Here is a 20419-nt window from a genome sequence, read left to right on the forward strand (position 1 = left end):
CGCCCGGTGGCGCCGGTCCCGGGCACCGGCCGGGGCCGGCGGGGGGCAGGCAGTGTCGGCGGCGGGCACCGTTCGTTGCACAGGACGGTGAGCACGCGCCACCTCTTCCCTCTCCCCAGGAGCGCCGTATGAGCCTTCGTACCACCACCCGCCTGATCGCCGTGTGCGCCGGGGCGGCGGGAGCCGCCGTGTCGGCGGTGTCCCCCGCGCTCGCCGACGGCGGTCCGGCTCCCGCCGCGGCCCAGAGCCCGATCGTCACCAGCCTCAACAGCGGTGGGGCCGCGGGCCCGCTGGGCAGCCAGGGACCGCAGTCGCCCGGTCAGGCGTCCCCCCTGCCGGTCGGTGGCGCGCTGCTGGGCGGACTGCCCGCTTCCGGTCTGCCGCTGGGCGGCTGAGGCCCCCGCACGGACACGCGGGGGGCCGGAGGCGGTGACGGCCGTCCGGCCCGCCCGCGACGGGCACGCCCGGTCGTGCGAACAATCAACGGACCCGTACGTGTCGGATCATCCGATAAACGCCCGATATGTCTATGGTGGGCGCGCTACATCCGCCCCTCTCACCAGGAGACAGTCTCGATGAAGCAGCGCAGCCGTACGTGGGCAACCGGGTTCACCACAGCCGCCGTTCTGGCCGGCTCCGTAGGAGCGGCGATGGCCGTCTCCTCGGTCTCGCCCGCCGACCGCCAGGTCACGGCCCCGGTCACCGCGAAGGCGTCCGCGTCGACCACCACGAAGAGCGTCAGGGCGTGGCAGCAGTTCCGCGTCCGCGGCGTCGTCAAGGGCATGCGGCCCGGCACCCGGGTCACCCTCCAGCAGAAGCAGGGCAAGGCGTGGGTCTCGCTGCCCGCCTCGATGAACACCACCCGCAAGTCCACCTACAACCTGCGTGTCGTGCTCGGGCTCAAGGGCCACAACAAGCTGCGGATCGTCGCCGGCGGGCGCCCCGTCTCCCCCGTCATGGACGTCTGGGTGCGCTGAACCCCCGCGGCGGACCGGCCCGCCCCCCGTCCTGACGGCGTGCCGTGACCTCTGCCCCGCCTCCCCCGTTGATAGGGGCATGAAGAAGCGCAGCATGCTCGCAGTGGCGTCCCTCGCCGCAGGTGTGGTCACCGCCCTCGTCACCCCTCCCTCCCACGCGGCGGTGGAGGGTGGCCTCCAGGGCCCGGGCGTCCTCAGCCAGACCGACAGGCTCGGCGCCCTGCTGGACGCCGCGACGCAGGACGGCGACGCCGACGACGCACGGGGCGAGGGGCCGCGCGTGAAGTAGCCGGACCGCCACGCCCTCCGCCACCGCACTCCCCCGACATCACCCCGCTCCGAGCGGCCGAGCGCCGCACGGAGCGGGGTGTTGTGGTTCGGCCGGGAAAACTGGAACCTCCCGCGTCCGTTGATCCTCTTCTCTCGCGAAGCGCGCGCAGCCAGACGAAGAGACGGACGAACAGGGGGACCGCCGGTGAAGTCACTGACGCCGTACGGGCCGCGGCCGCCCCTGGTGGAAGGCACTCATGTTCAGCAAAGCCCTCGCGCCGGAGTACCAGGGGGCGCTCAGCGCGCTGTCGGTGAACTCCTCCCTCACCGATGTGCTCACCGCGGCGACGGAGCGGATGACCGCGGCGGAACGTTCCGGCGATGTACGGGAGACCGCGCGCGCCGCGCTGGCGGTCGCCGAGGCACACCGCCGGCTGGGTGATGTGCGCGCCGCCGACCGGGCGTGGAAGTCCAGCTACCGCACCGCCCGTTCGGCCGGTGACGAATCCGCCATGGCGTGGGCGCTGTGGAGCGGCGGCACCCTCGCCCGCCAGCGCGGTTCCCTCCCGCTCGCCTTCCGTCTGCTGCGTCACGCCGCCGACATGGGCAAGCGGGGCGGTGATGTGGTCGCGTACGGCTACTCGCTGGCCGGCCTGGCGGAGACCGGCCGGATACAGGGCGACTACCAGGCCGTCGAGGCGCTCCACGACGAGCTGCTCACCGAGGCGCGCAAGCGGGGCGAGGCCCGGCACACCGTCTGGGCGCTGGAGGGCATCGCGCAGATCCACCGGAACACCGGGCGCTACGACAGCGCCTACGAGATGTTCGCGGAAGCCGCCGAGATAGCCGCCCAGGCCGACGACCGCCGGGGCCACGCGTGGGCGCTGCGCGGGCTGGCCGACGTCGTCTCCGTACGCGACAAGGACACCGGGCGGGCACTGGAGCTGCTGTCCCGGGCGGAGGTCGGCTGCCGTGAGATGAACCTGTCGAGCGCGCTGGCCTACAACCACAAGATGCGCGCCAACGTGCTCTACCGGGCCGGCCGCTACGCGGAGGCGCTGCGGATGTACGACCAGGCCCTCGCCGAGTTCCGGGAGATGGACGAGCCGCGCGGCCAGGCACTGTCCCGCCTCGGCGCGGTCAAGTCCCGCGCCCGGCTCGGGGCGGATCCCGCCCGCACCGCCGCCGACCTCGCCGAACTGCGCGGTGTGCTGGACCGGATGGGGCTGCGGCACGCGAGCGCCATGGTCGACAAGGCCCATGACGAGCTGGGGCTGTCCCGGTGCCGCGCCACCGGCCGGGCCGCTCGGGGGGACGCGCGATGACGTCCCCGCTGACCGCCGGGTCCGCCACCGCCCGCACCGCACCGGTGGGACCGACCGCTGCGGAATCCCTGGCCCGGTGCCGCGCGCTGGTGGAACCCGCTCTGCGCGCCCGGGTGGCCGGGCTGCACGACTGGCCCGCCGAGATGGCCGGTTACGCCTTCGGCTGGTGCGAGGTGGGCGGCCGGCCGCGTGCCGGGTCCTCGGGCAAGGGGGTGCGGCAGGCCCTGGCCGTCCTGTGCGCGGAAGCCGCCGGGTCGCCCGGCCGGGCGGCGGTCGACGGCGCCGTGGCCGTGGAACTGGTGCACGCCTTCTCCCTGCTGCACGACGACATCATGGACGGCGACGAGACCCGCCGGCAGCGCCCCGCCGTGTGGAAGGCGTACGGCACGGGCCCGGCGGTGCTGGCCGGCGACGCCCTGTTCGCGCTGGCCTTCGAGGTGCTGGCGGGCGCGCCGGACGCGCACGGCGCGGCGGCGGTCCGCCGGCTCTCCCGGGACCTGGGCGAGCTGGTCTCGGGCCAGTCCGAGGACCTGCTCTTCGAGAGCCGCCCGTGGACCGGGCCGGGTGCCGTGGGCGTCGACGCCTACGTACGGATGGCGGAGCGCAAGACCGGCGCCCTGCTCGGTTGTGCGGCGGCGCTGGGCGCCCTGCTCGCGGGCGCCCCCGCCCGCACCGTGGATGCCCTGTCCACGGCGGGGCGGCAGTTGGGCATCGCGTTCCAGGTGGTCGACGACGTGCTGGGGCTGTGGGGCGACCGGGCGCTCACCGGGAAGCCGGTGCACAGCGATGTGCGGCGCCGCAAGAAGACGCTCCCGCTGCTGGCCGCCCTGGCGTCCGGGACGGCGGCCTCCGGCCGGCTCGCCGGCCTGCTCTCGGCCCCCGGGGTGCTGGACGAGGACGGGGTCAGGGATGTGGCCCGCCTGGTCGAGGAGGCGGGCGGCCGGGAGGCGGCGGAGGCGGAGGCCGGTCGGCGCCTCGAGCTGGCCCGGGACAGCCTTCTCGGGGTGCCCCTGGCGCCGGCCCCGGTGGCGGAGCTGCTGACCCTGCTGCCGTTCGTCGCCGGGCGGGTCGCCTGAGCTGGGCCGAGGCGGTCGCGGTGAGCCGGGTCAGCAGGTGACCACCTTGCCGTACGAGCCGGTCTTCCACTTCCACACCCACGCCTCACCGCGCTGGTAGGTCCAGCACCTGAGGTCCGGTCCGCTGTTGATGACGACCTTCAGGTGCATGACCTGACCGCAGTTGTTCCCCACGGTGACGGTCTTCTCGTGCTTGATGACGTCCCGGCTGACACACGCCGGAGCGGTCCCGCGCGCCTCGGCCGCGGACCGGGCCGGGGAGGCCGCGGCCTGGGCGGGTGCGGCCTGGGCGGGTGCGGCCGGGACGAGGAGGCCGCCGACGAGGGCCGCCGTGGCGGCGGCGAGGACCGAGCGTTCGCGTCGCGTGTTCGTCATGGTCCGGTTCCTTTCCGGGGTGCGCTCGGCGAGCGCTGCGGTCTCCACCATGCCCGGCCGGGTGACGGCATCGCGGCGCCTGGCGACATGTCGCCAGGCCCCGTGGTCGCGGGCCGGGCACGGTGGCCCGGCCCGGTGCCGGGGCGGGGTCGGCCGGGCGTCCATTCGGGCCGTTCCCGGCTGCCGCCCATGGCCGGCGGACGGCTGCCGGGTATGCCACGTGCATGCCCGACAAGTCCTCCGGCGCCGACGGCCAAGGCCGGTGGTTCGGCCGGCTGCACGGCGCGTTCCACGGCTCGGCCGCCGGACGCGGGTGGCGGCGCGGCAACCAGCTGGAGCTGATGCACCGCGCCATGGGGTTCGCCGCGCTCGGGCTGCTCACGCTGGTGCCGCTGCTCATCGTGGTCGCCGCGGCCGACCCGGCGAACGGGCAGGGGTTCGCGGAGTGGCTGACCGACGGCCTGGGTGTGGCGACGGGGTCGAAGGACGAGGTGAAGCTGCTGTTCGCGCCGCCGACCAAGGCGCTGGAGACGACCACCGGCTTCGGTCTCGCGGCGCTGGCGGTGTTCGGGTTGACCTTCGGCGGTGTGGTGCAGACGGGCTACGAGAAGGTCTGGGAGCTGCCGGCGGCCCGCTGGCACACGATGTGGCGGCACCTGGTGTGGCTGGCCCTGCTCATCGCCTTCCTGCTGCTGTCCGCGCACGTCGCCTCCCGCCCCGCCCAGGGCGGTGAACTCGCCTGGCGCGGCACGGTCGCCGTGGTGAGCACGGTGGGGTTCTTCTGGTGGTCGCAGCGGCTGCTGCTCGGCGGGCGGCTGCCGTGGAGGGCCCTGCTCCCCGGCGCGGTGGCGACGGTGATCGGGCTGGCGGGGCTGCGGGTCTTCTCCCGGCTGGTGTTCTCGCCCCTGATCGCCTCCAACGCCGTGACGTACGGGCCGGTCGGCACGATGCTGGTGGTCCAGTCCTGGCTGGTCGGTGTCGGGTTCGTGGTCTTCGGCGGCGCGCTCGTCGGCCGTCTGCTGTACGAGGAGCGCTGGCACCTGGCCCGTACGCTGCGCCGCCCGCTCGGCCGGCGGCGGCGCGGCTGAGCCCGCCGCGCGCCGGCGCCGGGCGACGGTTCGTCAGGTCCGCCGCTCGGCGAGTCCGGCGACCAGGCGTGCCGCGTCGTCCCGGAACACCGCCGCGCCGCGTGCCGTCCGCCGGTCGCGCTCCGGTCCCGGGCGGGCCAGCCGGTCGACCGCCGCCAGCAGCTCGCGGGTGTCGGCGGCGAAGGTGGTCAGCCCCTGGGCGGCCATCTCGCGCACCCCCTGGGCGCCGTGCCCGGCGATGGGCCGGTGGCCGAGGACCGGGAGCCGGGCGGCGAGGGCCTGGACGGCGGTCTGGCCCGCGGCGTTGTCGACCAGCAGCCGGGCCGCCGACATCAGCTCCGGGAGGTCGTCCACCCAGCCCAGGGCGAGGACCCCGGGCAGCCGGGCGGCACGCCTGCGCAGCCGCTCGTCGTGTCCGCACAGCAGGACGGGCAGGCAGCCGTGGCCGGCGAGGGCGGTGGCCGTGGCGGTCAGGCCGGGGCCGACGCCCCAGGCCCCGGCGGACAGCAGGACGGGCGGGCGGTCGCCGCCGTGCCCGGCGAGCACGGCCCGCCAGCGCGAGGGACCGGCGGCGGCCGCCCGGTGGAACGCCGGCGGCACGACCGGGCCGGGCGCCCCGGTGGTGCGGCCGGTGCCGGCCCGGACGGCCTCGGCGGCGGCCGGGGAGACGCACAGGTACAGGTCGTTGTGCGGGTGCTGCCAGGCCCGGTGGACGGCGAAGTCGGTGACGAACACGGCGCTGGGGACCCGCAGGGCGCCCCGGGCGCGCATCCGGCCGGTGATCTGGCCGGCGAGGTGGAAGGTGGAGACGACCACGTCCGGCCGCCACCGCCCGACGAGTGCGCCGAGCGGGCGTTCGCCGAGCGCCGCCAGGGGTGACACGCCGGCGCGCCGGGTGGCCGGGCGGTTGGGTTCGGCGGGCGCCAGGAAGACGGCGTGGATCGCCTCGTACAACCGGGGCGCGTGCCGCACCGTGCACCGGTAGAAGCCGCGCACCGCCGCTCCGGTGCCCGCGGGCAGGAGGGTGAGGACGTCCCGGACCAGGACCTCGTGGCCGCTCTCGCGCAGCCGGCGCGCCAGCTCGCCGGCCACCGCGTCGTGACCGGCTCCCATGCCGGCGCTGAGCACCAGGCACCGTCGCCCCATGAGGCGTCCTCCCACTGGCGGGGTTCCGCCGGACGGGTTGTCGTCGTCGTTCCGTCGCCCCATGGTGTTCGGCGCGGCGGGCGGCCGCATGCCGCGGCCGGGCGGCGGGAAGAACCGGCCTGTTCGGATGGACCACCGCCTGCGTGGCCGCCGCCGGGAGGCGGTCCGGCGGGAAACCAGGAGGCTGGAAGGGCACGGTTTCCCGTGCCGGAGGACCGCGAAACCGGAGGATTCGCCATGCCCGCTGCGCCCCGTCGAGCTGTCGGACCGGGAACGGTACGGCCGGTGGTGCTCGTGACGGGTGCGTCCTCGGGGATCGGTGAGGCCGTGGCCGAGCGGTTCGCCGCGGCGGACGGCTGGCGGCTGCTGCTGGCCGGTCGGGACGGGGAGCGCCTGGCCGCGGTGGCGCGCCGGACGGGCGGCCGGGCCCTGGCGGCGGATCTGGGTGAGCGGGCCGGCGTGGAGCGGCTGGCGGCGGACGCGCTGGCGGCCGGGGGCCGGGTCGACGTGCTGGTCGTGGCGGCGGGGATCGGCTGGGCGGGCCCGTTCGTGGAGATGCCGGCCGAGGACGTGGACCGGCTGGTGGCGGTGAACCTGTCCGCCGTCGTCCACCTGGTACGGCTGGTGCTTCCGGGGATGGTGCGTCGCGGGTCCGGAAGGGTGGTGCTGATCGGTTCCATCGCCGGGAGCGTCGGGGTGCGGAACGAGGCGGTCTACGCCGCGACGAAAGGGGCGCTGGTGGCCTTCGCCGACAGCCTGCGGTACGAGCTGGCCGGGACGCGCGTACGGGTGTCGGTGGTGTCGCCGGGCGCGGTGGACACGCCGTTCTTCGGCCGCCGCGGCGTCCCCTATCCCCGTGAGCACCCCCGTCCGGTGCCGGCCGGCCGGGTGGCGGACGCGGTGTGGCGGGCGGCCGTGCGGGGGCGCGGGACCGACTCCTTCGTGCCGGGGTGGCTCGGTGCGCCGGCGCGGCTGCGCGGGGCGCTGCCGGGGGTCTTCCGCGCGCTGGCCAAGCGGTTCGGCTGAGCGCCCGGTGGCCGGCGGAGGGAGGACCGGGTCCCGATGACGGCGCTGTCGATCTGCCTGGCGCTGCTGGCCGCGCTGGGCAACGCCGGGGCGTCGGTGCTGCAACGGCGCGCGGCGGCCGACGCCGGCGCCGCCGGCTCCGCGGCACGCGGGTCCTGGGCGGCCGGGCTGCTGCACCGGCGGGTGTGGGTGTGGGGGGCGGCGCTGCTCGCGGTCTCGGGTGTCCTCCAGGCGCTGGCGCTGGCGACGGGCCCGCTGTCGGTGGTGCAGCCGGTGATGAGTACGGAGCTGATGTTCACCCTGCTGCTGGGCGGCGTGGTCTTCCGGCGCCGCCCGGACACCCGGACGCGGTGGGCGTTCGCCGCCATGGCGGTGGGGCTGGCCGCGTTCCTGGCGCTGGCGGACCCCTCGGGCGGCCGGGTGGCGGTTCCGGTGGGCGACTGGTTGTGGACGGCGGTGGGGGCCGGTGCCTTCGTCGGCCTGCTGATCGCCGTCTCCCCGCGGCTCGCTCCGGCGCCGCGCGCCGCGGTGCTGGGGACGGCGACGGCGACCGGGTTCGCGTGCACGGCGGCGCTGCTGAAGGACGCGCTGGGGCGGCTGCCGGACGGGGTCGGCGAGGTGCTGGGGAGCTGGCAGCCGTACGCGGCGGTGGGGGTGGGACTGGCGAGTTTCGTGCTGCTCCAGGTGACCCTGCGGGCGGGCACGCTGGTGGCCTCGCAGCCCGCGCTGACCCTGGGGGACGCGCTGCTGAGCGTGGTGCTGGGGGTGACGCTGTTCGCCGAACGGGTGCACCTGGGGTGGCGGGTGGTGTTCGAGGTCGTGGCGCTGGCCGTACTGGTGGCCGGGTGCGTGGGACTGGCGCGCTCGCCCCTGGTGGCCGACGAGGTGGAGGGTGACGGCTCATGGTGAGGGTGCGCATGGGCGGCGGCGCGGGTTCCCCCGGGACCGGGGCAGCGGCGACCGGGGCCGTGGCGGGGATCGGGGCCGCGGCGGGGGCCGGCGCCGCCGCCCTCTGCCTGGCCGTGGCCGGCTGGCACATCGGGCCCGCCGCGACCTGGCTGCCGGGGGTGCGCCGGACGCTGTTCCCGGGGCTCGACGGGCGGGGCGACCCGGCGCGGGTGGCGCTGACCTTCGACGACGGCCCCGATCCGGACAGCACACCGCAGTTCCTGCGCGCGCTGGACGCCCTCGCGGTACGGGCCACGTTCTTCGTGCTGGGCGCCCGGCTGGCGCGGTGGCCACGGCTCGGGCGGCTGATCGCCGGCGCGGGTCACGAGCTGGCGGTGCACGGCTGGGAGCACGAGCGGCCGTGGCTCCCCCGGCCGCTGGGCGACCTGCGGGACGTGGCGCGCGCCACCGAGGTGGTGGCGGAGACCTGCGGGGCACGGCCGCTCTGGTACCGGCCCCCGTACGGCGTCCTCACCGGCGGCCGGTGGGCCGCCGCACGCGCGGCCGGGCTGCGGCCGGTGCTGTGGTCGGCGTGGGGGCGCGACTGGACGGCCGGGGCGACGCCGTGGGGCGTACGGGCCGAGGTCACCAGGACACTGCACGGCGGCGGGACGGTGCTGCTGCACGACTCGGACGTGGTGAGCGCGCCGGGCGCCTGGCGCGCCGCTCTGGGCGCGCTGCCCGGGCTGGTGGCGGAGTGCCGGGAACGGGGGCTGACGGTGGGGCGGCTCGCGGACCACGGCCTGCCCGCCGCGTGACAGCGTGACGGGTGACGGGGCGACGGGCTGTCGGCGGCGTGACGGCGTGCGCCCGAGCGGTCAGGTGGGGGTCGCGCGTGCCGGCGCGACCGGGGCGCTCAGGCGTGGGAGAGGGCGAAGGAGACCAGGAAGCCGCACACCGTGATCAGCCCGATGGCCAGGTGGGCGTCCTCGAACGCCTCCGGGATCATCGTGTCGGCGATCATGGCGAGGATCGCGCCGGCGGCGAGCGCGGTCACCGCGGCCACCACGGCCGGGGAGGCGCCGCCGAGGAGCGTGAAGCCGAGGACGGCCGAGACCGTGGAGGCGGCGGCGATGGCGCCCCAGACCCCGAAGACGTAGCCGCGGCCACGGCCGGCCCGCCTCATCCCGGCGGAGCTCGACAGCCCCTCGGGCACATTGCTGATGAAGACCGCGGCGACGGTCACCATGCTGACCGCGCCGCCGTCCAGCAGGCTGACGCCGATGACGGCGGACTCCGGCACCCCGTCCAGCAGGGCGCCCAGCGCCAGGGCCATGCCCGAGCCGCCCTGCTGGGCCTCGGTGGGCTGGCTTCGATGGCGGCCGGAGCGTTTGCGGTGCCGGGCGCCCCTGCGGGCCAGGACCATGTTGCCGGCGGTGTAGGCGAGTGCGCCGGCGACCGTCCCGATGGCGGCCGGGGCGAGGCCCGCCTGGTCGTAGGCCTCGCCCACCAGCTCGAAGGAGACCGCCGACAGCAGGACGCCGGCGCCGAACGCCATCACCGAGGCGATCACCCGCTGGGACACCCGTACGCCGTACCCGACCGCCGCGCCCAGCAGCAGCGCCGACCCGGCCACCAGTCCCCACAGTCCCGCCTGTACCGCTCCGCTCATGGGGCGCGGGTACCCCGGCCGAAGTGGATCTCACTCCGCCCTCCTGCTTGAGTCGCTTGTTGTCAACTTTCTACCCGGTGGGCTATATAAGAAGCCATAGGGCATCGCACGCAGTGCCAAGGAGAGGAGTGACCCGTGATGCTCATGCGCGCCGACGCGTTCCGTGATGTCGACCGGCTCGGCCGGCACCTGCTGGAGACCGCTGCCCGCCCGGCGGTCATGCCGATGGACGCCTATCGCACGGGTGAGGAGTTCGTCGTCCACTTCGACCTGCCGGGCGCCGACCCGGAGAGCATCGACCTGGACGTCGAACGCAATGTGCTGACCGTCCGCGCGGAACGCCGCTCGCCGACGCCGCAGGACGCGGAGGTGGTGGCCTCGGAACGCCCCGCCGGTACGTACACCCGCCGGCTACTGCTGGGCGACTCCCTGGACGTCGAGCGGATCGAGGCCTCGTACGACGCGGGCGTGCTGACGTTGCGCCTGCCGCTCGCCGAGAAGGCCAAACCGCGCAGGATCAAGGTCAACGGCGGCCCGGCCGGAGCCGCCCCCCGCCGGATCACCGCCTGACACCGGCGGCTCTCCCTTGGGGCCCATCCGGCCCTCCTCCACACGAGAAAGGCACTGCCATGTCGATACGCCGGACGCGCACGCCGGACAGCGGGAGCACGGCATGACGTTCGACGAGCTGATCGAGGCGGTCAGGCGGGACGGCCTGTACCCGACGGCCGAGCAGGCCGAGGAGGTCACGCGCACCGTGCTGGCGGCGCTGGGCCGGCAGCTGACCGGGCGGGAGCGGGCCGACCTCGCCCGGCTGCTGCCCCGGGCGGCGGCCCGTGAGCTCACCGCGGGGATTCCGGCGGCCACGCCTCTGACCGGCGGCGAGTTCGTCGACGACCTGGCCGCCCGCACCGGGGGCGCGACCCCGGCCACCGCCCGCTGGGACGCCGGGTCGGTACTGGGCGTGCTCGCCCGCCTGGCGGGTCCCGGCCTGCTGCGGCGGCTGCTCGCCCGGCTGCCGGACGGATACGCCCTGCTGTTCGGCCAGGCACAGCTCGCCCCCGCGGCGGTGGCGGCCTGACCCCTGCCGCGCGGCAGGCTCCGGCACCGCCGCCCCAAGGCGGCGCGGTGCGGCACGGAGCCTGCCGCGCGGCCGCGCGGGCGCCGCTCCCCGCCCGTCGCGTCCGTCCGGACGGAGCCGGATTCAGTCGCCGCCGAGAGGGCATGCGGGTGCGGAAGGGAACCGATGTGGTCGTTGCCCGGCGTACGGCCGGGCTCTCGGGGCCCAGCGAGGAGGCAGAACGATGTCGCAGGTCGAGGAATCGATCAAGGTCGACGTGCCGGTGCGCACCGCCTACAACCAGTGGACCCAGTTCGAGACGTTCCCCGAGTTCATGGAGGGCGTCGAGCGCATCGAGCAGCGCACCGAGACCCTCACCCACTGGGTGACCAACGTGAACGGCACCAAGCGGGAGTTCGACGCGGAGATCACCGAGCAGATTCCCGACGAGCGGGTCGCCTGGACGACCGTCGCCGGTGAGGCGCGCCAGGCGGGCGTGGTGACCTTCCACCGCCTTGACGACACCACCACCAAGGTGATGCTCCAGATGGAGTTCGACCCCGACGGGTTGGCCGAAACCCTCGGCGACAAGCTGGGATTCGTCAAGCGCCAGGTCGCCGGGGATCTCAAGCGGTTCAAGGCCTTCATCGAGTCGCGCGGCGCGGAGACCGGCGCCTGGCGGGGCGAGGTCTGACCACGCCGGCCGGCCGGTACGGCCGGTCACGGGGCCGGGCCGGCGCGTCCGCCGGGCCCGGGTCGGCCGGGACCGGGTTGCCGGCCCGCCGTCCGGCTCCGGCCGGCGCTCACGCACCGCGCGGGCGCCGGCCGGAGCCGGACGGGTGATGTACGGCCCCCCGCTCGCGCCGCCCGCCGCCCGGTGGGCCGCGGGGATGGCAAAGTCGGCCCCGTTAACTCCAAGCGCCCCGCATCCGGGGTGGCTGAGCCGGGCCCCCGGGGTGGCACGTCCACCCGGGGGTCTCGGCTTGCCTCGGGGACGAAGCACCCCGCAAGGGACTCGCCGTAGCAAACAGTGCAAGGATGGACAGCGGGCCGGAGCCCGGTGGGGCGAGCCGTCCCGGAGCCCCTCGGCGACCGGCCCTCGGCAGCCCCCGCCCTCGGCCCCCGTGGCCCGCACCGGTGAACGGCGCTCGTGGCGGCTCACCCGCCGGTGGCGCTCCGACAACGGTGACACCAGAACGGTTTCGCACATGAACACAGAACCGACAGCGACGACGGCCTCGGAGAGAACCTCCAGCAGCACGGTGTTCGGCGCCCCGTGCTGGGTCAGCCTCATGGCCCGCGACCTGCGGGCCGCCCAGGACTTCTACGGGAACGTGCTGGGGTGGACGTTCCGCCCGGCCCGGCTCGGTGAGGAGTTCAGCGTCGCCCTGGCGGACGGCCGGCCGGTCGCCGGGATCGGGGCCCTCGCCCCGGCCCTGCAGGTGGCCGTCGCCTGGACGCCGTACTTCGCGGTGCTGGACGCCGACGAGACCGCTGCCCGGATCAGGGAACGCAGCGGCACCGTCGCCGTGGGCCCGGTGGGCTTCACCGTGGGGCGCGGCGCGCTGGCGGCCGACCGGGACGGCGCGGTCTTCGGCATCTGGGAGGGGCAGCTGCTGACCGGCTGGGAGACCTGGCGCGCCGCGACCCCCGCCTGGGTGAGGCTGCAGACCAGGGACGCCTTCGAGGCCGCCATCTTCTACGGCGAGGTCCTGGACTGGGCCTGTGACCGGCCGGGGTGCTGCGACGTCGAGTACGAGGAGGACGAGGTCGTCCTGCGCAGCGGCGGGCACGTGGTCGCCCGGCTGGGCTCCGGCGCCCTGGAGGCCGCGCCCGACCCCTCGGTCCGGCCGCGCTGGCAGGTCCACTTCCCGGTACCGGACGTCGACCGCTGTGTCGACGCGGTCCGGCGGCACGGTGGCACGGTCATCGGCCACCTGCCGGGCACGGAGGCGACGCTTCGCGACCCCGACGGGGCCCTGTTCACCATCACGACACAGACTCCGGCCGCATGAGCCCGATATCCGCGGCGGAGGCGGAGTGACCCTCTCCGATCTCATCTACGGCGGCCTGGGCGTGGGGGCGCTCGCCGCTGCCGTCCTGCCGCGCGTGGTCTTCAAGCGCCCCTTCTCCATGCCGATGGTCTTCCTGGCGGCCGGCGTGCTCGTCTATCTGCTGCCGGTGCCGCTGCCGGCCGTCGACCCGATCCGCGACCGCCTGTGGGTGGAGCACATCACCGAGGTCTGCGTCATCGTCTCCCTGATGGGCGCCGGGCTCGCCATCAACCGGCCGATGGGCCCGCGCTCCTGGGCGGGCACCTGGCGGCTGCTGGGCATCACCATGCCGCTGTCCATCGCGGTGACCGCCGTCCTGGCCTGGACACTGCTGGACTGGCCGCCCGCCGCCGCCCTGCTGCTGGCGGCGGTCCTGGCACCCACCGATCCGGTGCTGGCGGCCGAGGTCCGGGTGGGCGAACCGACCGACTCGGAGGACGACGAGGACGAGGTGCGGTTCACCCTCACCAGCGAGGCGGGGCTCAACGACGGCCTGGCCTTCCCCTTCGTCCTGGCCGCCCTCGCCCTGGCCGCGGCGGCGGGCACCGGCTGGTCGGCGGGGTGGATCGGCGAATGGGTACTGGCGGACGTACTGGGCCGGATCGCGGTGGGCGTGCTGGCCGGGGTGGTCGTGGGGCGGCTGCTGGGGTGGATGTTCTTCCGTGCCCGGGCGCAGGAGCTGCGCCTGTCGGAGCACATGGAGGGGTTCGTGGCCCTCGGCGCGACCTTCCTGGCGTACGGGGTCACCGAACTGCTGCACGGATACGGGTTCCTCGCCGTGTTCCTGACGGCCTGCACCCTGCGGGCCGCCGAGCGCAGCCACGGCTACCACAACGTGCTGCACGAGTTCACCGAGCAGATCGAGCGGCTGCTGACAGTGGTGCTGCTCTTCCTCCTCGGCGGGTTCATCGCGACCGGCGGCCTGGCGGCCCTGTCCTGGCAGGGGGCGGCCGTGTCGCTGCTGCTCCTGCTGGTCGTCCGGCCGGTGACCGGCTGGCTCGGGCAGCTGGGCTTCGGCGCGGGACCGCGTGAGCGGGTGGTCACCGCGGTGTTCGGCCTGCGGGGCATCGGGTCGCTGTTCTACCTCGCGTACGCCTTCGGCCACCACGACTTCGGCGGGCTGGCGGGGCCGTTGTGGGCGGCGGTGGCCTTCACCGTCCTGGTGTCGGTCATACTGCACGGTGCCACGGCGACCCCGGTCATCACCCGGCTGGACCGGCTCCGCCGGGAGGCGGGGCCGGGCAGCCCGCCCTGACTGGGCCCGGCGCCCGCCGGGGCGCCCCGTCCGGGCCGTGGCGGGCCGCCCCGAGCGGCAGGCCCGGGCCCGGCAGGTGCTCCAGCAGGACCCTGCGCTGTGTCTCCTCCCGGTCGAGGACCTCGGCCAGGACGGCGGTGTCGCGACGGCGGGTGATGGCCCCGCGCACCAGACCGGCCAGTACGTCCGGGGGCAGGGATTCGGCCTGGGTGGTGGAGGTGCTGGGGAAGGACCGGCGGTCGGTGGCCTTGACCGGCGCGGTGGGCAGGGCGTGCTCGGCGATCTGCGCCTCCGTGACGGCCAGGCGTTCGAATTCCATGCGGACGTCGGGGGCGTCGAGCGCGGCGAACGCCGTGATGTCCTCCCGCAGTGCCCGGAACAGGTGCAGTCCGCCCGGGTCCCAGTCACTGATCACCATGATCCGTACGGTGTCGTGCCCGCCCGCGGCGGCCCGCCGGGCGGCGGCGCGCTTGCCCGACAGGCTGGTGAAGCCGGTGCCCGCGTACACCGGCACGCCCCAGGGGTCGGTGACGGCGGCGAGCTGGGGCGCCAGGCCGGCGGTGTCGCACCACACCTCGAGCCGGGCCTCCTGGCCGGCCTGCCGGTCGAGCCGGTAGTCGCGGGCCGCCTCGCCCAGCGCCCGGAGGAAGCCGTCGGGGCCGTCGTACGCGCGGGGCTCGACGGCCGGGCCGGTGTCGTCGCGTATCGCCAGCCAGGAGATCCGGCGGGAACGGCGGGCCATGCCGAGGACCTCGACCAGGCGCTTGTAGGTCCTCTCCTGCTTGGCGAGCACCCCGTCGGCCACCGCCGCGTACCAGATCTGGCCGATCGTCAGCGGAAGCTGGGCGGCATACCTGCCGAGGATCATCTCGACGGCCGCCAGCAGCTCCACGGTCGGCGGGCGCGGCTGCCAGCCCGGCTGGTAGCCGCGAGGACGCCTGTCCGGCACGGTTGCCCCCCCTTCGCCCGAAGCCTGCCGGGGCCGGGACGCCCAGGCGTCCCGGCCCTCTCTTGAGGCTTGCCCACGCGGAGGGGGATCGTCACCCGTGCGGAGGCGCGGGTGGGGGCGTCAGCTCGCCCGCCGGCCCGCCAGCGGCGCGGTGTCCATGCCCGAGCCGCCGCGCATGCCCTTCAGCATCTCCGCGATGGCCTCCAGGGCGGTGCGCTCGGGCCGCCAGCCGAGCTCGGCCCTGGCCCGGGTGCAGTCCATCATCGGCAGCCGCAGCACCGCGTCGAAGAGCTGCGGCGAGGCGGGGATCAGCCGCAGTCCCCACCCGGCGGCCAGCAGGGTGCGGGCGGCCGGGCGCGGTACCCGGACGACACGGGCGTCGAGCAGCCCGGCGAGCTCGGCCGCACCCACCGGCGGCTCGGCGGCCAGGTTGAAGGGGCCGCGCACGTCCTCGGTGACGGCGATCCGGTACGCCTGGGCCGCGTCGTCGGTGTGCAGCGCCTGGAACCGCAGCCCCGGGATGTCCGGTACGACGGGCACGGCCCTGGGCGAGGCGAGCTGGCCCGGCATGAAGCGCCCGGCGAAGATCCGGCGCTGCTCGCTGCCCGACTCCTCCTTGAAGAGGAACGCCGGACGCATCCGCACCACGCGCACGCCGGGGTTGCGCACCTCGAAGGAGTCGAGGACCCGTTCCAGATAGGCCTTCTCCCGGCAGTACGCGGCCTCCGGCCAGCCGTGCGTGGGCCATGACTCGTCGACCGGCCGGTCCTTGGGTCCGGGCGAGTAGGCACCCACCGAGGAGGCGTGGATCAGCGCGGGCACGCCCGCCGCGGAGACGTCGCGGAACACCTGGAGGCTGCCGTGCACATTGGTGCGCCAGGTCTTGACCGGGTCGTGCGTCGGCTGGAAGGCCCAGGCCAGGTGGATCACCGTGTCGGCACCCTCGAAATGCCGCACCAGGTCGGTCTCCTGCGCGAGGTCCACCGACGCCCACTGGGTCTTGGGCGGCGACCATCCGGGCACCCTGCGTGCCAGCCCCAGTACGGATGAGATCTGCGGGTCCTGTGCCAGAGCCGCCACCACGCTGGTGCCGACGTTTCCGGTGGCTCCGGTGACGACGACCCTCTTGCCGGCTTCCATGCTCACGGTTCTCGCCCTCCGACGGTCCGGTCCCCGGCACCGCGCCGGGACACAGCGAGTACCCCCTGCGGGGCGGTCCACGTCGGGCGGCGCGCCGGACGCTCCCGGACACCCCGGTGGCGGTCGACGGGCGCGGCCCGGACGGCGTGACGCCCGCGGTCGCACGGCCGCACGGGGAGGCGCCCGTCGCCGAGGTGGTTCCCGCCACCGCCGGGCCGGCGCCGGCGGCGGGGCCGCTGCCCGAGGCGGACGACCTTTCCGGCCGGGCTGATCCCGTACGGCGTGGCCGGGACCGTGCCGCCGGCGGTGGGCGGGGACTTCGCCGAGGAAGCCGCCGGAACCGGCGTCACCGTCAACTCCGTGATCACCGGCCCCACCCGCACCGGTGGCGTCGAGGAGTCCGGGTACGGGCCGGTCGGCCGGGACCTATCCTGGGCGGCAGGCACGGCGGGAGTCCGTCCACGAGCACCGGCCGCGGTCACCGCTGGGGCGGCCGATCGAACCCGAGGAGATCGCGCACATGGTGGTCCACCTCGGCTCGCCGCAGGCGCCGGCGACCACCGGGGGCGCCCCGCGGGTCGGCGGAGGATGCGTGGACGCGGTCCTGCCGTGATCCGCCGGTGGCCGAATCCCGCCACGCCCTTGGCATATGCCAAAAGCACCACCGGATCGAGTGTCGCCAAACGTCTTACAGGCCCTGTCCGCCTGTGCAACAGTCGTAACCGGTCACTGCTTTGACGACCCTGGCCGCGCGCCGCGCCTGTATCGGAGTACCACATGCCGTCCCATCTCTTCGCGGACCGTTCCGCCCCTCAGCCGCCCGAGCGCGGCACGGTGGACGCCCTGATCTCGCAGACCCGCAGGCTCCGCGGCGACCTGGACGCCGTCCGCCGGGACGCGGTGGCCGACGAGGACGACCCGCAGGGACGCTGGCAGCGCGCGCTGTGCGAACTGGCCGCCCATCAGCTCGACGACGTACGCGCCCAGTTGGGCCAGTTGAAGGAAGGCCCGCCGGACCTGCTCGCGCCCGAGGCGGAGCCCGGGCCGGCGGAGGCGCACGTGTCCCCGCCCGACGCCGGGGCCGGCTCCGAGGAGCGGCCCGCCGGATCCCTCCTCAGCCGCGTCGGCAGCGCGGAGTGGAATCTCCTGACCGACGAGGTGAACTGGTCGGAGGAGCTGTACCGGATCCTCGGCCGCTCCCCCGGGACCGGGCCGATGTCCCTGGACGAGCTGCCCTCCATGGTGTTCGCCGAGGACCAGGCGCTGCTCACCACGATGGTCACCGGCTGCCTGATCGACGGCAAGCCGATCGACGGCGAGTTCCGGATCGTCCGCGGCGACGGGCGGGTGCGGACCCTGCACATGATGGGCGAGCCGGTGCTGGACGCCGACGGGTGCACCGCGTCCATGTGGGCCGTCTTACGGGACGTCAGCGAACTGCGTCGCAGCGAGCGGGCGGTACGGGAGTCGCGGGACTCGCTCCAGCGCCGCCGGCACCTGGAGCAGACCGAGCACCGGGTGGTCGTGGAGCTCCAGGAGGCGGTCCTGCCGGCGTGGCAGGGCCCGCTGCGCCTGCCCCGGCGGGGCACGGCCGCGCTGGACGTGGCGGTGCACTGCCTGCGCTCGCGCGGCACCGCCCTGATGGGCGGCAACTGGTACGACGCCATGGAGCTGCCCGGCGGGGACGCGCTGCTCACCGTCGGCGAGCTCACCGGGCACGGTCTGAGCGCCACGTCCGCGATGGCGCTGCTGCTGGGCGCGCTGCGGGGCATGGCGGTGGCGGGGATCGAGCCGGGCGCCCTGCTGGGCCACCTCAACCAGGTGCTGGAGTCGTCGGCCCAGGCGGCTCTCGGCAGCGCGGTGTGCTGCCGGTACAGCCCGGCGTCCGGGACGCTGCGCTGGGCGCAGGCCGGACACCCCGCCCCGCTGCTGCTGCGCGGCGGGACGGGGTGCGCGCTGACCCGCCCGGACGGTGTGCTGCTGGGCGCGACGTCCGGGGCGGCGTACGAGCAGGCCCAGGTGCGGCTGCTGCCCGGGGACGTGCTGATGCTGCACACGGACGGGCCGGCCGGCGACCCCGGCACGGGCAACTCCCGGGCGGACAGGTTGCTGGGTCTGGCGCCACGGGTCGCCGGGGCGCACGGTGCGCGGGAGTGTGTGCGGTCGGTGGTGGAGGAGTTCGGCGTACCGTCCCACGAGGACGACGCCTGTGTCGTGGTCGCCAGGGTCGGCGACGAGCGGTGAGGGGGGCCCGCTGACGGGTGGCGGTGGAGGGGCGGGGCAGCCGGATCGGGCGTCCGTGCGGCGCCGGAGGGCGGCGTACGGGCCGGAGTGCGAGTCCGGTGGGGACGGCCGTGCGGCGTGCCGTGCCGGCGGGCTAGATCCGGGTGCTCCGCGGCTCCGTCCGCGCGCCGGGCGCGGTCCGGGCGTTCGGCGGCTTCCTGAGGTTGCTCGGCATGGCCACCTCGATCTCCTCACGGAGGTCGTCGATCTTGGAGTAACCCCCGTACTCGCCGGTGAGCCGGTACATCTCCCGCAATCGGTCCCAGGTGCGGTGCGAGGAGGTCTCCCCTATCGACACCAGCGCCAACCGGGCGTACCGGTCGGCCTGCTCCGGGTCGTCGGCGATGAAGCACGCCGACGCCAGGGAGATGTAGTCGAAGATCTTCGACCGCTGGCGACCGCCCTCGCGCAGCTCCAGGGCCTGTTTGGCATGGCGCTGCGCGGGGAGCGCGGCCGAGGGATCGTGGTCGGCCAGGGTCCGGTACGCGAGGGCCTGCATACCGTGCAGGTCGGCCTCGTCGAACATCTGCATCCAGCTGGGCGGGGGCACGTCCCCCTTGTCGGAGACGAAGAGCTCCTCGGCCTCGCCGAGGGTGCGGCGCATCGCCTGGCCGCGGCCCATCGACGCCTGCGCCCACGCCTCGATGGTGTGCAGCATCGCCTGGGTGCGCGGCAGCACCTCGTCGCCCGAACCGGACCTGGCGAGTTGCATCAGGTCCAGGGCGTCGTCCGGGCGGCCCAGGTGGACCATCTGGCGGGCGGCGCGGGACAGCGCCTCCCCGGCGCGCGGCCGGTCGCCGCCCTCCCGGGCCGCGTGGGCGGCGATCACGAAGTACTTCTGCGCGGTGGGTTCCAGGCCCACGTCGTGGGACATCCAGCCGGCGAGGACGGCCAGGTTGGCGGCGACGCCCCACAGGCGCCGCTGGAGGTGGTCGGGGTGGCGGTAGGCGAGCATGCCGCCCACCTCGTTGAGCTGGCCCACCACCGCCTTGCGCTGGAGGCCACCGCCGCGCGCGGCGTCCCAGGCGCGGAACACTTCGACCGAGCGCTCCAGCGCTTCGATCTCCTGCGACCCGACGGGGGCCGCCTCGTAGCGGTCGAACCCCGCCGGATCGGCGTGCAGGGGGTCGCCACCCCGGCGGATGCCGACGGGAGGAGAGGGGTCGGTACGGAGCCAGTCCTGCATGGCACTGGTGAGTGCGGAGCCTGCGGCGAGCGCGGCGCCCGCGCCCACCAAGCCGCGTCGGTTGAGCATGAGGTCCATTCCCGTGAATTCGGTGAGGACCGCGACCGTACGCTCGGACGCCCAGGGCAGCCCGTCAGGGTTGTCGTCGTTCCTGACGTCCCGCCGTTTCCCGGCGCGCCCGTGTCGTACGAACCCGAGGTCCTCGATGGTCACGACACGGCCGAGTCGCTCGGTGAACAGGGCCGCCAGCACCCGCGGCACGGGATCGCGCGGGGTCTCCCCCATGTCGATCCAGCGCCGGACCCGTGAGGTGTCGGTCGCCAGCTGCGGGTGGCCCATGGCCGCCGCCTGCCGGTTCACCAGCCTCGCGAGTTCGCCCTTGGACCAGCCGGCGAGGCCGAACAGGTCTGCAAGGCGGGTGTTGGGTTCTCCGGTCACGTCAAGCCCCCAGGTTCTCGGCTGAGTTGACAGTAACCGCCTGGCATAGGGCTGGCGACTATTCGCCAGGGTTCGCCAGGGTCCGCCAGATGGTGTGCCACCCGCGCCCGGGTGTCAGGTAGGAACGCGCCACCCCGTCCCGGCGACCGGACCTCATTCCCCAGGGTGTCGGCCGGTCGCCGGGACGGGGCAGCGCGGATAACTCGTCGGC

Annotated in this window: 21 protein-coding genes and 1 pseudogene; 16 read left to right on the top strand and 6 right to left on the bottom strand. The window is 75.3% G+C overall.

The genetic code is table 11. The features are described from left to right. Positions 1-128: 128 nt before the first annotated feature. The 5 genes from AB0H53_RS11125 (at position 129) to AB0H53_RS11145 (ending at position 3648) form a co-directional block, all read left to right on the top strand. Positions 129-395 (top strand): hypothetical protein, encoded by a 267-nt coding sequence (locus AB0H53_RS11125; protein WP_362109919.1) that lies wholly within the window; start codon positions 129-131, stop codon positions 393-395. Positions 396-575: 180 nt separating this feature from the next. Then, positions 576-977: a hypothetical protein gene (locus AB0H53_RS11130; protein ID WP_362109921.1), complete on the top strand. Its 402-nt coding sequence runs from the start codon at positions 576-578 to the stop codon at positions 975-977. Positions 978-1056: 79 nt separating this feature from the next. Beyond that, positions 1057-1266, top strand: a complete 210-nt coding sequence (locus tag AB0H53_RS11135) for a hypothetical protein (RefSeq protein WP_362109923.1) — start codon at positions 1057-1059, stop codon at positions 1264-1266. 238 nt (positions 1267-1504) lie between these two features. Then, a complete protein-coding gene (locus AB0H53_RS11140) occupies positions 1505-2572 on the top strand; it encodes a tetratricopeptide repeat protein (RefSeq protein WP_362109925.1) in 1068 nt (355 codons plus the stop codon). Beyond that, on the top strand, positions 2569-3648 hold the full coding sequence (locus AB0H53_RS11145; protein ID WP_362109927.1) for a polyprenyl synthetase family protein: 1080 nt from the start codon (positions 2569-2571) through the stop codon (positions 3646-3648). The genes AB0H53_RS11140 and AB0H53_RS11145 overlap by 4 nt, the downstream gene beginning before the upstream one ends. 30 nt (positions 3649-3678) lie before the next feature. Here the strand turns inward: AB0H53_RS11145 and AB0H53_RS11150 are convergent, their stop codons facing one another. Further along, entirely contained in the window at positions 3679-4023 is a 345-nt protein-coding gene (locus AB0H53_RS11150) for a hypothetical protein (RefSeq protein ID WP_362109929.1), read from the bottom strand. Between the two features lie 224 nt (positions 4024-4247). Here AB0H53_RS11150 and AB0H53_RS11155 point away from each other — a divergent pair, with 224 nt between their 5' ends. After that, complete coding sequence (locus AB0H53_RS11155) at positions 4248-5111, top strand: YhjD/YihY/BrkB family envelope integrity protein (RefSeq protein ID WP_362109931.1); 864 nt, start codon at positions 4248-4250, stop codon at positions 5109-5111. Between the two features lie 33 nt (positions 5112-5144). On the opposite strand, the gene AB0H53_RS11160 is transcribed toward AB0H53_RS11155, so the two are convergent. Next, positions 5145-6257, bottom strand: coding sequence for a galactosyldiacylglycerol synthase (locus tag AB0H53_RS11160; RefSeq protein ID WP_362109933.1), 1113 nt, complete (start codon positions 6255-6257; stop codon positions 5145-5147). Between the two features lie 237 nt (positions 6258-6494). On the opposite strand from AB0H53_RS11160, the gene AB0H53_RS11165 reads away from it, so the two are divergent. The 3 genes from AB0H53_RS11165 to AB0H53_RS11175 are packed head-to-tail and all read left to right on the top strand — an operon-like array spanning position 6495 to position 8989. Beyond that, positions 6495-7283 (top strand): SDR family NAD(P)-dependent oxidoreductase, encoded by a 789-nt coding sequence (locus AB0H53_RS11165; RefSeq protein WP_362109935.1) that lies wholly within the window; start codon positions 6495-6497, stop codon positions 7281-7283. A 36-nt stretch (positions 7284-7319) separates the two neighbouring features. Next, the gene (locus AB0H53_RS11170; protein WP_362109937.1) at positions 7320-8192 is read left to right on the top strand and encodes a DMT family transporter; all 873 of its coding nucleotides are present in this window, start codon (positions 7320-7322) and stop codon (positions 8190-8192) included. A gap of 8 nt (positions 8193-8200) precedes the next feature. Then, positions 8201-8989 (top strand): polysaccharide deacetylase family protein, encoded by a 789-nt coding sequence (locus tag AB0H53_RS11175; protein WP_362110187.1) that lies wholly within the window; start codon positions 8201-8203, stop codon positions 8987-8989. Between the two features lie 98 nt (positions 8990-9087). On the opposite strand, the gene AB0H53_RS11180 is transcribed toward AB0H53_RS11175, so the two are convergent. Beyond that, positions 9088-9843, bottom strand: coding sequence for a ZIP family zinc transporter (locus AB0H53_RS11180; RefSeq protein WP_362109939.1), 756 nt, complete (start codon positions 9841-9843; stop codon positions 9088-9090). 138 nt (positions 9844-9981) lie between these two features. Here AB0H53_RS11180 and AB0H53_RS11185 point away from each other — a divergent pair, with 138 nt between their 5' ends. The 5 genes from AB0H53_RS11185 (at position 9982) to AB0H53_RS11205 (ending at position 14212) form a co-directional block, all read left to right on the top strand. Next, complete coding sequence (locus AB0H53_RS11185; RefSeq protein ID WP_362110189.1) at positions 9982-10413, top strand: Hsp20/alpha crystallin family protein; 432 nt, start codon at positions 9982-9984, stop codon at positions 10411-10413. A gap of 103 nt (positions 10414-10516) precedes the next feature. Continuing rightward, positions 10517-10924, top strand: a complete 408-nt coding sequence (locus AB0H53_RS11190) for a DUF2267 domain-containing protein (protein WP_362109941.1) — start codon at positions 10517-10519, stop codon at positions 10922-10924. Between the two features lie 223 nt (positions 10925-11147). Then, the gene (locus AB0H53_RS11195; RefSeq protein WP_362109943.1) at positions 11148-11597 is read left to right on the top strand and encodes an SRPBCC family protein; all 450 of its coding nucleotides are present in this window, start codon (positions 11148-11150) and stop codon (positions 11595-11597) included. A 514-nt stretch (positions 11598-12111) separates the two neighbouring features. Then, on the top strand, positions 12112-12918 hold the full coding sequence (locus AB0H53_RS11200; RefSeq protein ID WP_362109945.1) for a VOC family protein: 807 nt from the start codon (positions 12112-12114) through the stop codon (positions 12916-12918). 25 nt (positions 12919-12943) lie between these two features. Further along, the gene (locus tag AB0H53_RS11205) at positions 12944-14212 is read left to right on the top strand and encodes a cation:proton antiporter (RefSeq protein WP_362109947.1); all 1269 of its coding nucleotides are present in this window, start codon (positions 12944-12946) and stop codon (positions 14210-14212) included. Here AB0H53_RS11205 and AB0H53_RS11210 read toward each other — a convergent pair. Then, complete coding sequence (locus AB0H53_RS11210; protein ID WP_362109949.1) at positions 14160-15161, bottom strand: hypothetical protein; 1002 nt, start codon at positions 15159-15161, stop codon at positions 14160-14162. The two genes, AB0H53_RS11205 and AB0H53_RS11210, sit on opposite strands and share 53 nt — an antisense overlap. A 120-nt stretch (positions 15162-15281) precedes the next feature. After that, positions 15282-16307, bottom strand: a complete 1026-nt coding sequence (locus tag AB0H53_RS11215; RefSeq protein ID WP_362109951.1) for an NAD-dependent epimerase/dehydratase family protein — start codon at positions 16305-16307, stop codon at positions 15282-15284. A 252-nt stretch (positions 16308-16559) separates the two neighbouring features. On the opposite strand from AB0H53_RS11215, the pseudogene AB0H53_RS11220 reads away from it, so the two are divergent. Together AB0H53_RS11220 and AB0H53_RS11225 are read left to right on the top strand one after the other, a co-directional pair. Next, a pseudogene (locus tag AB0H53_RS11220) lies at positions 16560-16914 on the top strand (SDR family oxidoreductase); the annotation flags it as partial. Between the two features lie 164 nt (positions 16915-17078). Continuing rightward, positions 17079-18545, top strand: coding sequence for a SpoIIE family protein phosphatase (locus AB0H53_RS11225; RefSeq protein ID WP_362109953.1), 1467 nt, complete (start codon positions 17079-17081; stop codon positions 18543-18545). 133 nt (positions 18546-18678) lie between these two features. Here AB0H53_RS11225 and AB0H53_RS11230 read toward each other — a convergent pair whose 3' ends face one another. Next, the gene (locus AB0H53_RS11230; protein ID WP_362109955.1) at positions 18679-20208 is read right to left on the bottom strand and encodes a hypothetical protein; all 1530 of its coding nucleotides are present in this window, start codon (positions 20206-20208) and stop codon (positions 18679-18681) included. Positions 20209-20419 lie beyond the last annotated feature (211 nt).

Source organism: Streptomyces sp. NPDC050856, from assembly GCF_040653855.1.
GTDB lineage: Bacteria > Actinomycetota > Actinomycetes > Streptomycetales > Streptomycetaceae > Streptomyces.